This window comes from Nostoc sp., assembly GCF_054880495.1.
This window is the reverse complement of the sequence record NZ_JBTYKD010000027.1, coordinates 1-16,143: the sequence shown is the minus strand read 5'-3', so window position 1 is coordinate 16,143 and position 16,143 is coordinate 1. Positions and strand designations below refer to the sequence as shown.

At 39.4% G+C, this 16,143-nt stretch carries 15 protein-coding genes and 1 pseudogene; 7 read left to right on the top strand and 9 right to left on the bottom strand.

Annotated elements, in window-relative coordinates; all coding sequences use genetic code 11:
* Window positions 1-33 precede the first annotated feature (33 nt).
* A complete protein-coding gene (locus ACYTXL_RS03105; protein WP_461923467.1) occupies window positions 34-1,173 on the bottom strand; it encodes a sulfate ABC transporter substrate-binding protein in 1,140 nt (379 codons plus the stop codon).
* 380 nt (window positions 1,174-1,553) lie between these two features.
* Here ACYTXL_RS03105 and ACYTXL_RS03100 point away from each other — a divergent pair, with 380 nt between their 5' ends.
* On the top strand, window positions 1,554-1,805 hold the full coding sequence (locus ACYTXL_RS03100) for a hypothetical protein (protein WP_461923466.1): 252 nt from the start codon (window positions 1,554-1,556) through the stop codon (window positions 1,803-1,805).
* A gap of 15 nt (window positions 1,806-1,820) precedes the next feature.
* Window positions 1,821-2,102 (top strand): annotated as a pseudogene (locus ACYTXL_RS03095) (HAD family hydrolase); the annotation flags it as partial.
* A gap of 329 nt (window positions 2,103-2,431) precedes the next feature.
* Here the strand turns inward: ACYTXL_RS03095 and ACYTXL_RS03090 are convergent.
* Window positions 2,432-3,073 carry an HAD family hydrolase gene (locus ACYTXL_RS03090; protein ID WP_461923465.1) on the bottom strand — a complete coding sequence of 214 codons (642 nt, stop codon included), beginning with the start codon at window positions 3,071-3,073 and terminating at the stop codon, window positions 2,432-2,434.
* 153 nt (window positions 3,074-3,226) lie between these two features.
* Between ACYTXL_RS03090 and ACYTXL_RS03085 the strand changes: the two genes are divergently transcribed.
* The 4 genes from ACYTXL_RS03085 to ACYTXL_RS03070 all read left to right on the top strand — a co-directional run bounded on the left by ACYTXL_RS03085 (window position 3,227) and on the right by ACYTXL_RS03070 (window position 6,334).
* Window positions 3,227-4,099 (top strand): HAD-IIB family hydrolase, encoded by an 873-nt coding sequence (locus ACYTXL_RS03085; protein ID WP_461923464.1) that lies wholly within the window; start codon window positions 3,227-3,229, stop codon window positions 4,097-4,099.
* A 45-nt stretch (window positions 4,100-4,144) separates the two neighbouring features.
* Window positions 4,145-4,843, top strand: a complete 699-nt coding sequence (locus ACYTXL_RS03080) for an HAD family hydrolase (RefSeq protein WP_461923463.1) — start codon at window positions 4,145-4,147, stop codon at window positions 4,841-4,843.
* Between the two features lie 112 nt (window positions 4,844-4,955).
* Window positions 4,956-5,648: a YjjG family noncanonical pyrimidine nucleotidase gene (locus ACYTXL_RS03075; RefSeq protein WP_461923462.1), complete on the top strand. Its 693-nt coding sequence runs from the start codon at window positions 4,956-4,958 to the stop codon at window positions 5,646-5,648.
* 257 nt (window positions 5,649-5,905) lie between these two features.
* Window positions 5,906-6,334 (top strand): bifunctional diaminohydroxyphosphoribosylaminopyrimidine deaminase/5-amino-6-(5-phosphoribosylamino)uracil reductase RibD, encoded by a 429-nt coding sequence (locus ACYTXL_RS03070; protein WP_461923461.1) that lies wholly within the window; start codon window positions 5,906-5,908, stop codon window positions 6,332-6,334.
* 135 nt (window positions 6,335-6,469) lie between these two features.
* Here the strand turns inward: ACYTXL_RS03070 and ACYTXL_RS03065 are convergent, their stop codons facing one another.
* From ACYTXL_RS03065 to ACYTXL_RS03035, 7 genes are all read right to left on the bottom strand, one after another.
* Entirely contained in the window at window positions 6,470-7,852 is a 1,383-nt protein-coding gene (locus ACYTXL_RS03065) for an aldehyde dehydrogenase (protein WP_461923460.1), read from the bottom strand.
* A gap of 177 nt (window positions 7,853-8,029) precedes the next feature.
* Window positions 8,030-9,175, bottom strand: coding sequence for a sensor histidine kinase (locus ACYTXL_RS03060; protein ID WP_461923459.1), 1,146 nt, complete (start codon window positions 9,173-9,175; stop codon window positions 8,030-8,032).
* Between the two features lie 284 nt (window positions 9,176-9,459).
* On the bottom strand, window positions 9,460-10,251 hold the full coding sequence (locus ACYTXL_RS03055; protein WP_461923458.1) for an ABC transporter ATP-binding protein: 792 nt from the start codon (window positions 10,249-10,251) through the stop codon (window positions 9,460-9,462).
* 561 nt (window positions 10,252-10,812) lie between these two features.
* A complete protein-coding gene (locus ACYTXL_RS03050) occupies window positions 10,813-11,736 on the bottom strand; it encodes a branched-chain amino acid ABC transporter permease (RefSeq protein WP_461923457.1) in 924 nt (307 codons plus the stop codon).
* 218 nt (window positions 11,737-11,954) lie between these two features.
* Window positions 11,955-12,557, bottom strand: coding sequence for a Uma2 family endonuclease (locus ACYTXL_RS03045; protein ID WP_461923456.1), 603 nt, complete (start codon window positions 12,555-12,557; stop codon window positions 11,955-11,957).
* A gap of 14 nt (window positions 12,558-12,571) precedes the next feature.
* The gene (locus tag ACYTXL_RS03040) at window positions 12,572-13,522 is read right to left on the bottom strand and encodes a branched-chain amino acid ABC transporter permease (protein WP_461923455.1); all 951 of its coding nucleotides are present in this window, start codon (window positions 13,520-13,522) and stop codon (window positions 12,572-12,574) included.
* 7 nt (window positions 13,523-13,529) lie between these two features.
* The gene (locus tag ACYTXL_RS03035; RefSeq protein WP_461923454.1) at window positions 13,530-14,792 is read right to left on the bottom strand and encodes an ABC transporter substrate-binding protein; all 1,263 of its coding nucleotides are present in this window, start codon (window positions 14,790-14,792) and stop codon (window positions 13,530-13,532) included.
* Between the two features lie 597 nt (window positions 14,793-15,389).
* On the opposite strand from ACYTXL_RS03035, the gene ACYTXL_RS03030 reads away from it, so the two are divergent.
* A partial coding sequence (locus ACYTXL_RS03030; RefSeq protein ID WP_461923453.1) for a PLL family lectin occupies window positions 15,390-16,143 on the top strand: 754 nt, incomplete at its 3' end.

The following is a 16,143-nucleotide window of genomic DNA, read 5'->3' as shown; positions in this document are numbered from 1 at the left end:
TATGTTGTAAAAATTCTGAAAATTTTCACCTATTTATTTTGAAGACTTATGAGCTTGAATTTGGTCAAAAATAGCACCTTCATTAAAAAATTGCTGCTGAATCTTGTTCCATCCTCCTAAATCTTCAGCTTTAAACAGAGTTTTAACTTTAGGAAAAGTGCTACCCAGTTCTTTTGCAATCGTATTATTCACAGGGCGAAATCCTATTTTGGCAAATTCTCGTTGTATCTCTGGTGTGTACAGATATTGCACAAATGCTTCTGCAACTTTCCGAGTCCCGTGTTGCTCGACGTTCTTATCTACCACAGCAATTGGATTATCAATAGATATATTCACATCAGGGACAACATATGAGAACTTTTCGCCTTTTTGTTTTGATAAAATCATTTCATTTTCATAGTTGAGTAAAGCATCCCCTTGACCTTGTTTAAAGAACAATTCGCTGGTATTACGAGCGGTCTTGGGCAGCACAGGTACATTTTTATAGACTTTGGAAGTAAAATCTAATGCTTGCTTCTCATCGTGTCCAGTTTTTATTACGTAACCCCATAAACTCAGGAAGTTCCATCGCGCACCACCAGATGTTTTCGGGTTAGCTGTCAGTACGCTCACTCCTGGTCTTGTCAAATCTGTCCATGTTTTAATATTTTTGGGATTCCCCTCACGAGTAGCGATCGCACCTACGGATTGGGTCACAATTGCATTATTTGGTGCTTCTTTTTCCCAACCCGGTTGAATAAAACCTGTCTGAACCAGTTTGTCAATGTCAAGGCCCAGTGACAGATGTACCACATCAGCTGACAAACCATCAATCACATTTAGGGTTTGAGAACCAGACCCATCATAACTTTCGGTAAAAGTTAGATTTTGGTTATGTTCTTTTTTCCATTTTTCTCTAAATTGCGGAATAATGTGCTCGTATGCAGCCTTTGTAACTGAATAAGAAACAAATGTTAGGTTTAGATCACGACCTGAATTGGCAATAGTATTACCAGTTTTATCAACATTAGCCCCAGAACAAGCACTCATCAATATACTCAAGCTTACTCCCGCCAAAAATAGGGATATAAACCCCCAGTTTCTTATAGCTTGCCAAGCTTTAACAGTACGAGTGTGAATTTGTTTAGTGATATATGTGTTTAATTTCCAAGTATGCTGCCACTTGTTTCTCAAAATTTCCCTCCTCTATTAAATTCGGTAAGCCGAGAGACTTACTGTAGTTTAGAGGTATTATAAGATAGTTGCCACTAATTACATAACCTTTGGTTAATCTAAATTTAAACAAGTTATATAGAACTCCTATTTTATTTTTGAACAAGAGTCACTATGTATCTATCGGTTTTTTCTGTTCCCTGTTCCCTGTTCCCTCTCCACGCAAGTAAATTCAGGAATCAAACCGGATTCCTATATATGATTAGAGCCGTACTTTTTGACCTTGACGATACGCTCATAGATCACGATGCAGCATTAGGGATGCGGCAGGTGCATTGTTTGATCAGGTCATACCTTATGGCAAACATGAGTTGAAGGTGTTCATAGAGCAATGGATATCCTTGAACCGAAAGTGGTATAAAAAGTTCTTTGCAAAACAAGTCACGTTTCAGGAATCGGGCAGAGGAAAAGTGCGAGAAGCATTCTCGAAATACGGGTATCAATTTTCAGATACAGATGCTGATGCCTTGCTCTCGGAGTACTGGGAATATTACGTGAGTATGTGCCAGTTATACGATGATGTCGAAGAGTGTTTTGCACAGTTACAGAAATGCAAGATTGGGGTGGTAACAAACGGTCAGGAGGCGCAGTAGGTTGAAAAACTTAGACGATGCGGTATTCTGTCAGTTATGGATGTCGTTGTTACTTCAGAAGTGGCAGGATTTGCCAAGCCTGCGCCCCACATTTTCCAGTATGCTTGTGCCAAATTGGGAGTACAACAAACACAGAGCGTCTATGTTGGAGATAACGTTGAACTAGATGCGATCGCGGCCAAAGATGCCGGATTAATAGGAGTTTGGCTTAATCGTCTTCACCGGGATTTGCAGGCATCTCCTCGGATTATAAAACGAATTAATCGGCTGACTGAACTATCAGAATTAATGTTATAGAAGCTGGCATCAAGCCCAAACTAAACTGTATTGTTGATTTTTACCAAACATTACCGAATTTTGTTCAAGAGTCGGAACTCTCCTTACAAGAGGGATAATTTGATATTTGAAAACCACCAATTAAACCTCATCTAAGTTGAGAACCGTAGTTTTCGCCCTCACCCTAAATCCCTCTCCCATATCTGGGAGAGGGACTTTGAAATTCTGGCTCCCCTTCTCCCAAATCTGGGAGAAGGGGTTGGGGGATGAGGGCAAATCCTTTTGATCACAGAAGAACTACAGGTTTCAAGATAGACGTGGTTTAGCACATCATTTTGATTACAAATTTTTTAATGCTGTGACAGCAAAGAAGGTAGTTGATACATGGAGTAGAAGACTCGCGCTCCACAGTCTTCGAGTGAAGTAGCTTCACTCGGATTGGTGTAACCCAAGACTTTCATACCAGCTGCAACACCTGCACGCACACCCAAAACGCTGTCTTCTACAACGGTGCAATATGTAGCTTGAACTCCCATATTTTTAGCTGCATGTAAAAATAAGTCAGGTGCTGGCTTCCAACTTCCAATTTCATACGAGCTAAAGATACGTCCTTCAAATCGAGGTAGGAGATTAGTGACACGCAGCGCTAACTTAATTTTTTCGGGTGGGCCACTGGAAGCAACACAGATAGGTAAATTGATTTTGTCAAGAGCTGCCTCTATTCCTTCCACACTCAGCAGTTCACGCTCGAATGCCTCGGCAGTACGGACACGAAGCTGAGTTACAAAATCTTGCGGCATCATTTTTCCAAGCCTTTGCTGAATGACAGCAACACAATCAGCCATTTTGCAACCCTTGAATAATAAAATAGCTTCTTTAAGTTCCAGTGTAAGCCCTAACTCTGCGACAAATTGGACAAGAACGCGATTGCTCAATGTCTCGCTGTTTACCAACACTCCGTCACAGTCAAAAATAACCAGTTCTGTTCGCACTCGTATTCAAGTTCAAGATTAATTGGGAAATTTATAAGCTGCACTCGTCAAGATTATCAGAATCAAACTTCTTTTTGTATATTACAGTAAACCTAGCGATTTATAGTAAATTAAGGTAGAATTCTCTTCTCAACCAGTGTCTCTGATTAGTTTATGAACACTATCTACATTTGTGATTTAGATGGTACATTGCTTGGAGATAATGCAATTCTTTCTTCGTTCAGCAAGAAAGTACTTCATGAACTCTTGCATCAAGGACTACAGTTTACTGTAGCTAGTGCGCGCAGCGTCGTTTCTATGCAAGTGATGCTGAAGGGTTTGAATCTTCGTCTCCCGGTTATCGAATTTAATGGTGCTTTTATTTCTGATTTTGATTCTGGCAAACACGAAATCATTAATTCTATTTGTCCTAATGTAGTTGAAAGTATCTACAAACTTATTCTTGAGTTCGGCTGTGTTCCGTTTGTATCTAGTTTTAATGGCACGGAAGATTGCGCTTATTATAAGGATGTAATCAACGATGGTATGCGTTGGCATCTTAACGATCGCCTAATAAACAAAGACCGCAGATTGCGAGCAATTTCTGATTTGACGCATTCTTTTGGCGATCAAGTCGTTTGCCTAACAGTGATTGCTCATGCAAAGCAACTGCTCGAACTTCAAGCTGCGATTATTGAAAGACATGGAACTACCACAGAGACACACTTGCTCGAGAACCAATACTCTCCGGGGTGGTACTGGTTAACAATTCATGACTGTAAAGCTACTAAAGACCAAGCTATTCGGACTCTGGTAGAGAATTATGGGTTAGGCGAAAGTGAGATTGTGGTCTTTGGTGATCAAATTAATGACATCAAAATGTTCAAAATTGCCGCTCGTGCCATTGCAGTTGCTAACGCAGATGCTGAACTTAAGCGTTACGCCACATTAGTAATTGGCTCAAACACTGAAGATAGCGTCGTTAGATATATTCATCAGGATTGGTCAAACAGATGCGCTCTGAAGTTGCATTCTAATATCTGCTAGCACTCTAGTGATTGAAATTGCTTGGTCTCGTTTGGGAGTTATTAAATGACTGGGGTAATATTTGATCTTGATGGAACTCTTTGGAATATATCGAGTATATGTGCAGATGCCTGGAATCAAGCAATTCACCTTGCTAATATTCAGAGAACTCCGATTACTGAGGATGATATTTCTAGAGTAAGTGGTCTTCCTTTTATAGATTGTATAAAAAATATTTTTCCAGATTTAGTAGAGGAGAGTATTTTTAAAATTTCTCCTTTAATAGAAAAGTGTGAAAAGAAAGAGATAAGAACTAGAGGTGGGACTTTATATAAGGGGGTTTCGGAATATTTAGATACTTTGTCTGCTCAGTTTCCCTTGTTTGTAGTTAGCAATTGTGAGTATTGGTACTTACAGGCATTTCTTTCGATGCCTTTAAACAGTAGTAATACAAGCAAGATTTTTGGGGATATATTTATAGACTCAGAATGTTTTGGCAGAACTCAAAAGCCTAAAGCTGAAAATATTATTGCAATCTGTCAGCGCAATAGCTTGAAAAATGCAATATATATTGGAGATACAGAAAGTGATAGATTAGCAGCAATGAAAGCAGGAGTTGATTTTATTCACGTTACCTATGGATTCGGTTATATAGAATCAGAAAATATCAATAGCGCAGCTTCTTTTAGTGAAGTTGTAGATATGCTATTAAATATTATTAATCTCCCCTCGGTAGCTAAGGAAAGTATTACATCTAAGAACTGATTTACAATATTTTATTGCAATAAGCTTGTGCAAAATTAGCAAAAAAAATTACGATTATTAAAATTTTTTGTGTCTTTAGCTAATTTTCCCTAAATACCTAAACTTGATATTTATGAAGTATAAACTTATCCTTTTTGATTCAGACGAAACCCTGTTTGATTATAAGCGATGTGCTCGTGAAGCATTCAGTATCACTCTCTCCCATTTTCAAATTCCTTTTCTTAGAACTAGTTACTTTGAAGAGTTTGAGTCTATAAATATGGAAATATGGAATGATTTTGAATCGGGTAAAATATTACACTCCGCACTTTATGTAGAGCGTTTCAAACGATTTTTTTCTCTTAATAATATAGAATTAGATGCTAAACAGTTCAATGCTCAGTATCTAGATGTCATTGGGCAATTATCCTATCTGATTGAGGGAGCAAATGATATATGTAAAGCTCTGAAAAAATACTGTACGATGGTCATATTGACCAACGGTTTTCCTTCTACACACTATCAACGAGTAAAAAACTCACCTCTCTCTTTACTTATTGACAAAGTTGTAGCAACTTACGATTACGGTTATGCCAAACCTGATAAGCGTGTATTTGACATAGTGTTTAAACTATACCCACAGATTAGTCGAGATTCGATTTTAATGGTTGGAGACGGACTATATTCTGATGTTATGGGCGGAATAAATGCTAACATCGATACATGCTGGTTTAATCCTTACTCTAAACAAAACACTTTAGCAGTATTACCCACTTATATAATATCTAATCTTAGGGAAATTCTTCCAATTGTGTTAGCCGAATAGCCTATTATAAAAGTTTTATTGATTTGCCATACTTATTTTTATTACAGTTTACTGTAGCCAGTGTGTAACGTTGTTTCGATTCGGTTATGTAGAATCAAAAAACATCAAGAGCGCAGCTTCTTATCTGTGGAATTGAAAGTCCTTTTCCAGTTACCAAAGATGTGTTTATGGTTAAACCACTACAAGGTTATCAGGTAAAATATCGAGGAAAAGTTATTTACCCTCTAGCTTTTTATAAGGTTTAAAGATCCAAGAATATGGACAATAAATTTATGCTAGCTGCTTTAGCTCAAAGCAGAAAAGCTTTACCAGAATGCCTACCCAACCCACCAGTAGGTTGTGTAATCGTCCATTCTGGCAAGATAGTAGCAGCAGGATATACGCGTCCCCCCGGAAAACATCATGCTGAGGCTGATGCACTAACCCACATTCAAGGTCAAGATTTGCACTTTTTGCAAATGTACGTTACTCTTGAACCTTGTTCTTTTCAGGGACGCACACCCTCTTGTGCTTTGGCGATCGCTAAAGATCCACGCATTCAGGAAATATATGTCTCGATAGTTGATCCAGATCCTCGCAATAACGGTAAAGGATTAGATATTCTCAAAGAAGCAGGGAAAACACTTCATGTCGGGTTATGTGCTGATGAAGTGAATGCTTTTCTTCAACAATATTTATTAAAGTAATGAATTACCAATTATGATACCAGGATATCAACGGCGGGATAGCCCCTAAATTCTATTTATGGGGGCAATACAGTTTCTCTGCATACTCATATTGTGATAACCGAATGGCACGCTTGTTGTCATAGCTCATAACTTTTAACCCAAAAGTTTCTTGATTAGCGGCAATTTGCCCTCATAGGGAGCGTATCGCCATTTTAAATCCAGCCAGAATGAGTTTTGCAATACACTTTTATCATGGGAAAAAGTGTCAAAACTAGCTTTGCCGTGATAGTTGCCAATACCGCTATCTCCCACCCCGCCAAATGGTAAAGACGGGACACCAACTTGCATTACTGTGTCATTGATACAGACTCCACCAGAGGAAGTTTCTTGCAAAAGCGAGTTTTGCAGGTTTTTGTTTTGAGAAAATAAGTATAATGCCAAAGGTTTAGGTCGAGAGTTAATCAAGGCGATCGCTTCTGCAATGTCACTATATTCAATTATGGGTAGAATGGGGCCAAAAATTTCTTCCTGCATTACAGAATCTTCTAAGGAGACATTATCAATCACTGTCGGGGCAATATAACGCTCTGAAGGTTGAGTTTCTCCACCAATGATAACTTCACCATCTTTGAGAAAGTTAACCAACCTCTCAAAGTGTTTTTGACTGATAATCCTGGCATAATCAGGACTCTTTGCTGGATTATCGCCATAAAATTCTTTCAGGCATTTTTTCAGTCCATCTATTAAATCTTTTTTGATTTTTTTATTAACTAAAAGATAGTCAGGGGCGATACAAGTTTGTCCAGCATTAATAAATTTACCCCAAATAATTCGTCTAACAGTGTGTTCCAGATTAATGTCACTATCTACGATACAAGGACTTTTACCACCCAATTCTAAAGTAACTGGTGTGAGATATTTTGCTGCTGCTGCCATGATGATTTTGCCGACGGCTGTACCACCAGTAAAAAAGATATGGTCAAACTTTTCTGCAAGTAGTTTTTGACTTGCTTCCACGTCTCCTTCAACCACTGCAATATAAGCGGGGTCAAAATGTTTGGCAATAATTTCAGCGATGATATGGGAAGTATGAGAAGCTATTTCTGAAGGTTTGATAATTGCACAATTACCGGCTGCGATCGCACCTATTAACGGTGAGATAATTAACTGAAATGGATAGTTCCAAGGCCCGATAATTAAGACAACCCCTAATGGTTCTGGATAAATTCTCGCTGAGTAGGAAAAGAAATCAAAGGAAACGGCTGCTTTTTTGGGCTTACTCCACTTTTTAAGATGTTTTATGGCGTAATCAATTTCCTTAATTACGCCAATTTCTGTAAGGTAAGTCTCCAATTCTGGTTTATGTAAATCCGCTTGTAATGCCTCGACTATTGACTGTTCATGCTCAATAATTGCTTGCTTAAGATTTTTAAGTTGTTCAATCCGAAAAGTGACATCTTTAGTTTTGCCAGTTCTAAAAAACTCACGCTGATTCTGGATAATATCGCCAATGTTAGATAATTCAGTGGTAATCATTGTTTTGTCCCAGAAAAAACTATTTTATGTTATCGCTGCTATATCAGCATATTTGATTCGTCATTTTTTAGTATTTGACTTTATAATTAGAATATTTACTTTAAATTATTGGTACAGAGCAGTAAAGTTATAAATTATGAGTTATCAGGATAAAAAATACTATTATTCATAATTTTCTCATATTTTGGTGGGTAGTAGCACACTAAATACACTACCTTTGCCTAACTCAGAATTAAGCAGAATAATGCCTTGATGTGCCTCGACAATTCGCCGAGCAAGGTACAGTCCTAAGCCACTACCAGAACTTTTGTGGCTGCCTTGACGAAATCGTTCAAATATGCTTACTTGTTCTTCAGGAGGAATACCTGGGCCAGTATCCGCTATTTCAATTCTAATGTAGTCAACAGAATTAGATTTTTCAGAGAACTGAGATTGACTACTTTTGTCGAACTGGCGTTGAGAAGTAAAACCAATAGTAACAGATCCAGAATCGGTAAATTTGATCGCATTCCCGATCAGATTAGTGAATAGACGATGCAATTCTAAGCGATCGCCCATCACTGTGTTTGTGCTTGACTCCGAAGTTTTGTTTAGATTAATGGACAGTGTTTTGTCTTCAGCTAGAGGTGCCAATTCTCCAGTTACCTCCTCTATCAACCAGACTAGATTAACCGGTTGAAATGCCAAAGTTTTGCGCCCTGCTTCAAAGCGATAAACTTCCAATAAGGTATTGACCATAGAAAGCAGGTTGATATTGCTACGGGCCATGATGGCGATTACTTCTTGCATTTGTGGTGATAATGTTCCCAACGCTCCTTGCTGAAATAGCATCAACATCCGATCGGCCGCTACTAAGGGAGTGCGTAAATCGTGGGTAAGGCGGGAGACAAAATCTTCTCGCTGGCGGGCAATTTCATCACGTTCATCCATACTATGCTTTAAGCGCAGGAGCGATCGCACTCGTGCCAGCAATTCGTCTACTGTTACAGGTTTGCGGATAAAATCATCACCACCCAAGTCTAAACCGTGGGCGACATTGGGCGCATCGTGGGCAGTTATCAGCAATATGGGGATGTATTGCGGCAATTTCATCTCTTTGCGAATGTACTTGGTGACTTCGTACCCATCCATACCTGGCATGATCAGATCCAGCAGAACCAAATCAAAAGGAGAAGCTTTCAATTCTGCCAAGGCCGAAATACCATTTGCTGCGGTGCTAATCGTGTAACCTTCTTCCTGCAAAATAGTTTTAATCAAAAACACGTTATCACGAGAGTCATCGACAACTAGAATTTTGTCACCGCGAAAAGATTGTGAAGTCATATAGATGCAAGCTACAGGTTAAATAATTCGTAATACTTCTCTACGAGAGGCTGCGCCAACGGCTGCGCTCAGTACAAGTTCGTAATTCGTAATTAAAAATAAATTTTTAGGGAAACTGGTTTATTTAGGATAGTTTTTTTAGATGTTACCATTAGGTATACTTTCTCCGAATAAAAATTGTTTGTCAATAATTTCATATAAATGTATTTTAAAAACTACTTTACTTCCCTTTTTCACAGATACCCACAAGCTAATTTTGTAATTGTCAGATAGATAATTAGATATTATTCATTTCCCAAATAAGCTTCAATTACAGCCGGATTATTTCTGACAACTGCTGGTTCGCCCAAAGCAATTAATTGACCAAAATCTAACACAGCGATGCGATCGCACAAACCCATAACTAATGGTACATGGTGTTCTATAAGGATGATCGTCAAATTGAAGCGATCGCGAAGGCTACGAATAAATGCACTCAATTGCTGCTTTTCGTTGGGGTTCATCCCCGCCGCAGGTTCATCGAGAAGTAAGATTTGCGGTTTTAATCCTAAAGCGCGGGCAATTTCGAGCCGACGCTGATCGCCATAAGCAAAGTTTTTGGCTTTTTCGTCAGCGCGATCGCTCAATCCCACCAAATCCAATAAATCTAAAGCTTTTTGCTTAGTTTTCAATTCTTCACTTGGCGCTGGTGGTAATCCCAAAACTCCTGTAATCATATTACTTTTAGTGTGTAAATGTCGGGCAATTATCACATTTTCTAACGCCGATAATTCTCCAAACAAGCGGATATTTTGGAAAGTACGGGCGATACCTAAAGCAGCAATTTGATCAGGACGCCGTTGAGAAATTTCTGCACCTTGATAAATTAATTTCCCGCTAGAAGGGGGAATGAAGCCAGTAATCAAATTAAACAGTGTTGTTTTGCCAGCACCATTCGGGCCAATCAGTCCAAAAATCTCATGTTTATTTACATTAAAAGATACATTATTTACCGCCACTAAACCACCAAAGCGGCGAGTTAATGCTCTTGCTTCTAAGACAATATTGCTGTTAGCTGTTGGAATACTATGTGACATTTTTAGAGGTTGTTTGAAAAGTCTAATTTATTACTAGCCTTGGCGACTGGAAGTCGCACGCCAGGTGCTTCAAGTCAGCAAAGCCGCCCAACGCACTGGCTTGGCTACACAGACAAAACCCACACTTCGACCCTTCGGCGCAGGTGTTACCCTGAGCTTGTCGAAGGGCTCAGGGCAAGCAAGCTCAGTGACCGCCTCCTTGGGTTAAAAACCCTTGATTTTCTCTTAGTCCAAGCAGGTGGACTTTGTTTGTGTAGTAGCGAATTCTATAGAAATCATATTTGATTTCTGAAAAAATCTCGGTAGTCTTGTAGTGAACCGTCTAGGCTAAAATGTTCCAAAAAAATTGTAGGTTGGGTGGAGGCTTTGCGTAACCCAACATCCTGATAATCAGTTGGGTTGCGCTCCGCTCCACCCAACCTACGTCTACTGGAAGTCGCGGTTACACAGACAAAACCCTTGATTTTCTCTTAGTCCACGGAGGTGGACTTTGTTTGTTTGTGTAGTAGCGAATTCTATTCGCCTAATACTTTTCAAATATCCTCTTGTATATTATCTAGTTCACCTTTGGGTTTTGCGTCTTGGGAAAATATCTGGAGTAATTAGTCCTTGCGGGAAAAATATTGTACCTATTACTATTAGTAAACCAAAAATAATTAATCGACCATCTCGCAAAAATTGTGCTAACCAATTAGGTAAACCACCAGTATCAGCTAGACTTCGCAGAATCTCTGGTAAAGCTGTAAATACCATACCTCCGACTACTGGCCCTAAAAAAGTTCTCGAACCACCAATTAAGACAAAAGTTAAATATATAATACTGGCATCAAAAGTACCTTGACGCGCATTCCAGGTATTAAGGAAGTGAGCGCTAATTGCACCTACAACCCCTGCAAGCATAGCCCCTAGTGTAAACGCCAAAACTTTGTAATAAGTGGGGTTAATTCCCATTGCACCCGCAGCTAATTCATCTTCACGGATAGCTATAAAGGCCCTTCCAACACGGATGCGTTCTAAACGATAAAGCAGCACCATACTAATTAATAGTAAGGGTAAAGCAATCCATAAATATTCAAGTTGTGTATGGAAAGGTTGAGGAATGCCAAAAATCCCCACAGCACCGCCTGTAATATCCAAATTGAGGGAGATGACGCGCAGAACTTCCACAAAAGCGATAGTAGCGATCGCTAAATAAATTCCTCGCAATCTCAACGCTGGAATTCCCACTATTACACCCAACAAACCACAAATTACACCAGCAATTAACATCTCCAATAACAACAAGGGAATCGGAAATAAACTACTGCTAGATGTCAAAACTTTTGTAGATAAAATTGCTGCAATATACCCACCTAGAGCATAAAATCCGGGACTAGCTAAAGACAATTGTCCTGTCATTAGCGGTAAGTAAAGCGATAACCCTAGTAGCGCCCCCAATACCATAGAGACAATTAGAGAACCGTAAGTAGCAAAAAAATCAGCCATTTGAAAACATTTTGATTAAGCTTAATCAAACTATCGCTTTTATTAACTATAGCGGTTCTCAATTGCATGGAATACAGACCTAACTTCCAGCCTCTTCCCTGCATTCGCGCAGCGTCTCGAAGAGAGGGAAGGGGAGTAAGTTCAAAGCCTCTCTGCTTTTAGGAGAGAGGAATGGAAGTGAGGTCAAAGTGTATTGCATCCAAACAACAACTCCTATATTAAGCTGTTAATATTTGCTCTGCTGTCAGCGCGAGTTCAGGAAAAGTTTGTGACACAATTCGTTCTGAACCTCTAAACTGTGTGCGTTGGTATTTTCCCTCAGCATCTAATAGAAAAACAAATACAGCCGGAACTTTTGGATTTCCTAAATACTCTCTTAGACCAATTGCTAAATAATCTACAATCCAATATTCTGTAATACCTAAACGTTGATATTCATCTAATTTATCAATGTAGTCATCTTCCCAATTAGTTGATGTTACCTCTATAGCTAACTGGATGGGTTCTTCAAGCGCAGAGTAAGCAGAACAATTTAAGCGCCATCTATCTTTATCTATGACACTTACATCTGGCTTGCGTCCTTGTTCTATTCCATTAGCAGTTATAGTTTTAAATACTGCTGTATTTTTTACTACGTAATTCAGATTTAGACGTTTAATTTCATCTTTGAAAGAGTCAGCCGTAAAGTCAGCGACATCATCATGATTTCTGGTTGCACGCACTTCGACAATTTCTGCATCTACAAGTTCATATAAACCTTCCTCTGGATACTCTTCCAAAAATTGGTCAAAAGTTAATTTTTGTTTTGTGTATGTTTTCATAGCGCTACGTCTCTTTAAACTTTCTGAATAAATCGTCGTCCTAGCAAACCTTGGGGTCTAACTAATAACATGATAAACAAAATCCCATAGGCTACTGCATCTTTATATCCAGAGTATTCGGCGGGTACAAACGCCTCCACTAATCCAATTAACAAACCTCCCAACACTGCACCGGGAATACTACCTAAACCACCTAAGACAATTACCGCTAAACCTCGCAACCCAAAAGCAATGCCGAAATATGGCCCGGCAATACTAACACTAGAAGCAACTAAAGTTCCTGCTAATCCTGCTAAAAAACTACTGATGAAGAATGTTAGGATGATAAAGCGATCGCTATTAATTCCTAACAAACTAGCTGTAGTTGGATCTTCTGCGATGGCCTGCATTGCCTTACCATATTTAGTGCGATTGATAAAATAGGTAAGAATTCCCACAATCACCACAGATACAGTAAAAATTACTACCTGAACACTGCGAATCGGAATTGGATTTTCTGGACTACCAAAGTTAATCGCAGGTGGCAAATTACCATAAGTATTTGCGGGGTATGTATAACTTTCTGCGCCGACTAAATACTGGATTAAATTCACAATTACCACTCCTACTCCCAGGCTGGAAACAACAGTTAGTAAGGAGTCAGATCCTTGAAGCCGCAAAGGTTGAAAAGCAACGCGTTCTATTACTACCCCTACCAATCCCGCCAAGGTACTTGCTAAAATCAAGGATATAGCAAAAGGTAATTTTATCGGCAAGGCTGCATTAGCCAATAAGCCATTAAATCCAAAGTTACCACCCATGAGTGCATAAGTAAAATATGCACCCAAGGTAAAAATCGCGCCATGAGCTAAATTAATGATGCCCAAAATGGAATAAACTAAGGTATATCCTAAAGCAAAAATTGCATAGACACTACCGATGGATAACCCATTTAATAATTGCTGCAAAAATAGATTTATATTCATGTTGCAACTATTTTAGAAATGTGAATTTACCTTGACTACCGTCTTTTGCCATCTTGATTTGGGCTACATAAAAATCTTTTTGAATAACTTCACCTATAGGAGTAAAACCAATTTCACCCAGTGGTGTATTGTATGTGCCGACAAGTATCTGTTTATTTAATTCTGTCCGCAATTCTGGTAACTGTAATTTGTTGACTTTGCTCTTTTTATCTAAAGCTTGGAGGGCTTGGACATAAACTTGTACTGCTGCAAAAGCTTGGGCGCTAAATTGGGGTGGTTCTTTTTTGTATTCGTCATTATAGGCTTTGCGAAATGCGGCGTTAATTTCACCTGGATGTTCTGGACTGTAAGCTTGAGCAATCAATACGCCATCACAAAGCGCCTTACAAACTGGCAATATATTCGATGTATTTAGACCATTACCACCAACAATTAAGCCTTTATAACCCAGTTCGCGCAGTTGTCGGACTAAATTACCACCATCAGCAGCCAAACCAGAAATAATCACCAAATCTGGTTTAAGATTAATCGCATTAGTCGCTTGGCTTTGAAAATCTGTATCACTGGTTTGGAATTTTTGTACTGTTACCAATTCTAGCCCTTGATCTTTAACTGTTTGCTGAAAAATTTCCGTTTCTGACTTGCTAAAAGCATCATTTTGAGCATAGAAAACTGCGACTTTTTTAATTTGGGGATTTTGCTTTAGTGCAGCTTTCACCGAATTAGGCGCGACAATGGAAACTGGTGCAGAAACACGAGCAACGTAATCACCAATTTCGGGAATGCCTTTAGCAGTATTCGATGGTCCAATAATTGGTACTTTTGCACGATCGCCAATGGGGTCAGCACTAAAGGCTTGCTGTGATAAAGTTGGCCCTACAATCCCAATCACTTTATCTTTGTTAATTAAAGTTTGAAAAGCGTTAATTGCCCCGGCTTCATCCCCGCTAGTATCTTGAAACACCAATTTAATTGGTGTGCCATTAACACCACCCTTACTATTGAAATACTTCTCGGCAAGTTTGGCTCCAGCAACTTCTTCTTGACCTAGTAATGCCACATTGCTAGTTTGAGCAACGGCAATACCGATGGGAATAGCACCCGACGATGTGCCTGTTGTGGCTGCTGTATTAGTTGCAGTGTTATTTGTGGTACTACTCGGACTATTAGTTGGAGAATTTGTCACAGTCTTAGTGCCACCACCACAGCCTGTTAGTAGCAAAGCGCAAGTCGATAATAATGCTGTTGTCCGAGCGATCGCGTTGTTCATCGTTGAATAATCATGTAGTTATTAGATATTCGGCAAAAGGTAATGATAAAGTCCATAATCTGCAAACAAAATGGCGCAGATTTAGACTTTGGCACGAATTCTATTAAATCATTCTTATTTCACCATGCAAAGAGAAATATTCAAAGTGTTTGTAAATACAAATCAGAGGAATGGCACGCGCGTTAAGCGTGAGCGCTGTCAAACTTAGGTCTCTCAACTCATGCAGCCGATTAGCGGCGGAGTATTAGAGTAAGTTGATGCATGATTTGTTTAGACTTAAACCCTAATATAAACAAAGTTTTCCCTAAATTTTACCTAAAGTTTACTTTTGTAGAGTCTAATTCTACCAGTGTTGAAGCTACAGCTAATAATAGCAGTTCTATTGCGCGAAAGTTCTGAGTTTTAACTGGATAATGTAAAGGTTTGTAACTAATTTCTGTAGCTCCTAGAACTGAAACTGAATTCAAAATAGGCGCGTGGTTTCATCGTAGAATACCAGTCAAACTGAAAGGAAAATTCAAGAGTTACAACTTTACATCTGTTGAAATCTTTCCAACAAAACACGGAGCAGTATTAAGGAGAAAGACATTAGATTCTATGAAAAGGAAATTTACAATTTTAGCAGGGACAACATCGGTAATTTTATCCCTGGTAAGCCAACCAGTTCTTGCAGTTTGGAGTGGGCCTCAGGGTTTAGGAGGTCTAGCCACCTCAAATCCTAGTTGTGCTTCCTTAGGTGCAAATCAGGTTATCTGTGCTGTCCGAGGAGGCGATAATGCACTTTATGTGAATCGGTTTAATGGCGGTTCGTGGAGTGGGTATCAGGATCTAGGAGGTACATACGTCTCAGCTCCTAGTTGTGCTTCCTTAGGTACAAATCAGGCTATCTGTGCCGGTCTAGGAACCAATAGAGCACTTTTTGTGAATCGCTTTAATGGCAGTTCTTGGAGTGGGCCTCAGAGTCTGGGAGGTCTAGCCACCTCAAATCCTAGTTGTGCTTCCTTAGGTACAAATCAGGCTATCTGTGCCGGTCTAGGAACCAATAGAGCACTTTTTGTGAATCGGTTTAATGGCATTTCCTGGAGTGGGCCTCAAGGTCTGGGAGGTACATACGTCTCAGCTCCTAGTTGTGCTTCCTTAGGTACAAGTCAGGCTATCTGTGCCGGTCTAGGAACCGATAATTCACTTTTTGTGAATCGGTTTAATGGCATTTCCTGGAGTGGGCCTCAGGGTCTGGGAGGTACATACGTCTCAAATCCTAGTTGTGCTTCCTTAGGTACAAGTCAGGCTATCTGTGCCGGTCTAGGAACCGATAATTCACTTTTTGTGAATCGGTTTAATGGCATTTCCT

Bases quoted from the DNA above. Each gene is read 5' to 3' on its own strand.
- ACYTXL_RS03085 (WP_461923464.1), top strand. From the start codon at position 3,227: ATGAACACTATCTACATTTGTGATTTAGATGGTACATTGCTTGGAGAT.
- ACYTXL_RS03080 (WP_461923463.1), top strand. From the start codon at position 4,145: ATGACTGGGGTAATATTTGATCTTGATGGAACTCTTTGGAATATATCG.
- ACYTXL_RS03075 (WP_461923462.1), top strand. From the start codon at position 4,956: ATGAAGTATAAACTTATCCTTTTTGATTCAGACGAAACCCTGTTTGAT.
- ACYTXL_RS03070 (WP_461923461.1), top strand. From the start codon at position 5,906: ATGGACAATAAATTTATGCTAGCTGCTTTAGCTCAAAGCAGAAAAGCT.
- ACYTXL_RS03065 (WP_461923460.1), bottom strand. From the start codon at position 7,852: ATGATTACCACTGAATTATCTAACATTGGCGATATTATCCAGAATCAG.
- ACYTXL_RS03060 (WP_461923459.1), bottom strand. From the start codon at position 9,175: ATGACTTCACAATCTTTTCGCGGTGACAAAATTCTAGTTGTCGATGAC.
- ACYTXL_RS03055 (WP_461923458.1), bottom strand. From the start codon at position 10,251: ATGTCACATAGTATTCCAACAGCTAACAGCAATATTGTCTTAGAAGCA.
- ACYTXL_RS03050 (WP_461923457.1), bottom strand. From the start codon at position 11,736: ATGGCTGATTTTTTTGCTACTTACGGTTCTCTAATTGTCTCTATGGTA.
- ACYTXL_RS03045 (WP_461923456.1), bottom strand. From the start codon at position 12,557: ATGAAAACATACACAAAACAAAAATTAACTTTTGACCAATTTTTGGAA.
- ACYTXL_RS03040 (WP_461923455.1), bottom strand. From the start codon at position 13,522: ATGAATATAAATCTATTTTTGCAGCAATTATTAAATGGGTTATCCATC.
- ACYTXL_RS03035 (WP_461923454.1), bottom strand. From the start codon at position 14,792: ATGAACAACGCGATCGCTCGGACAACAGCATTATTATCGACTTGCGCT.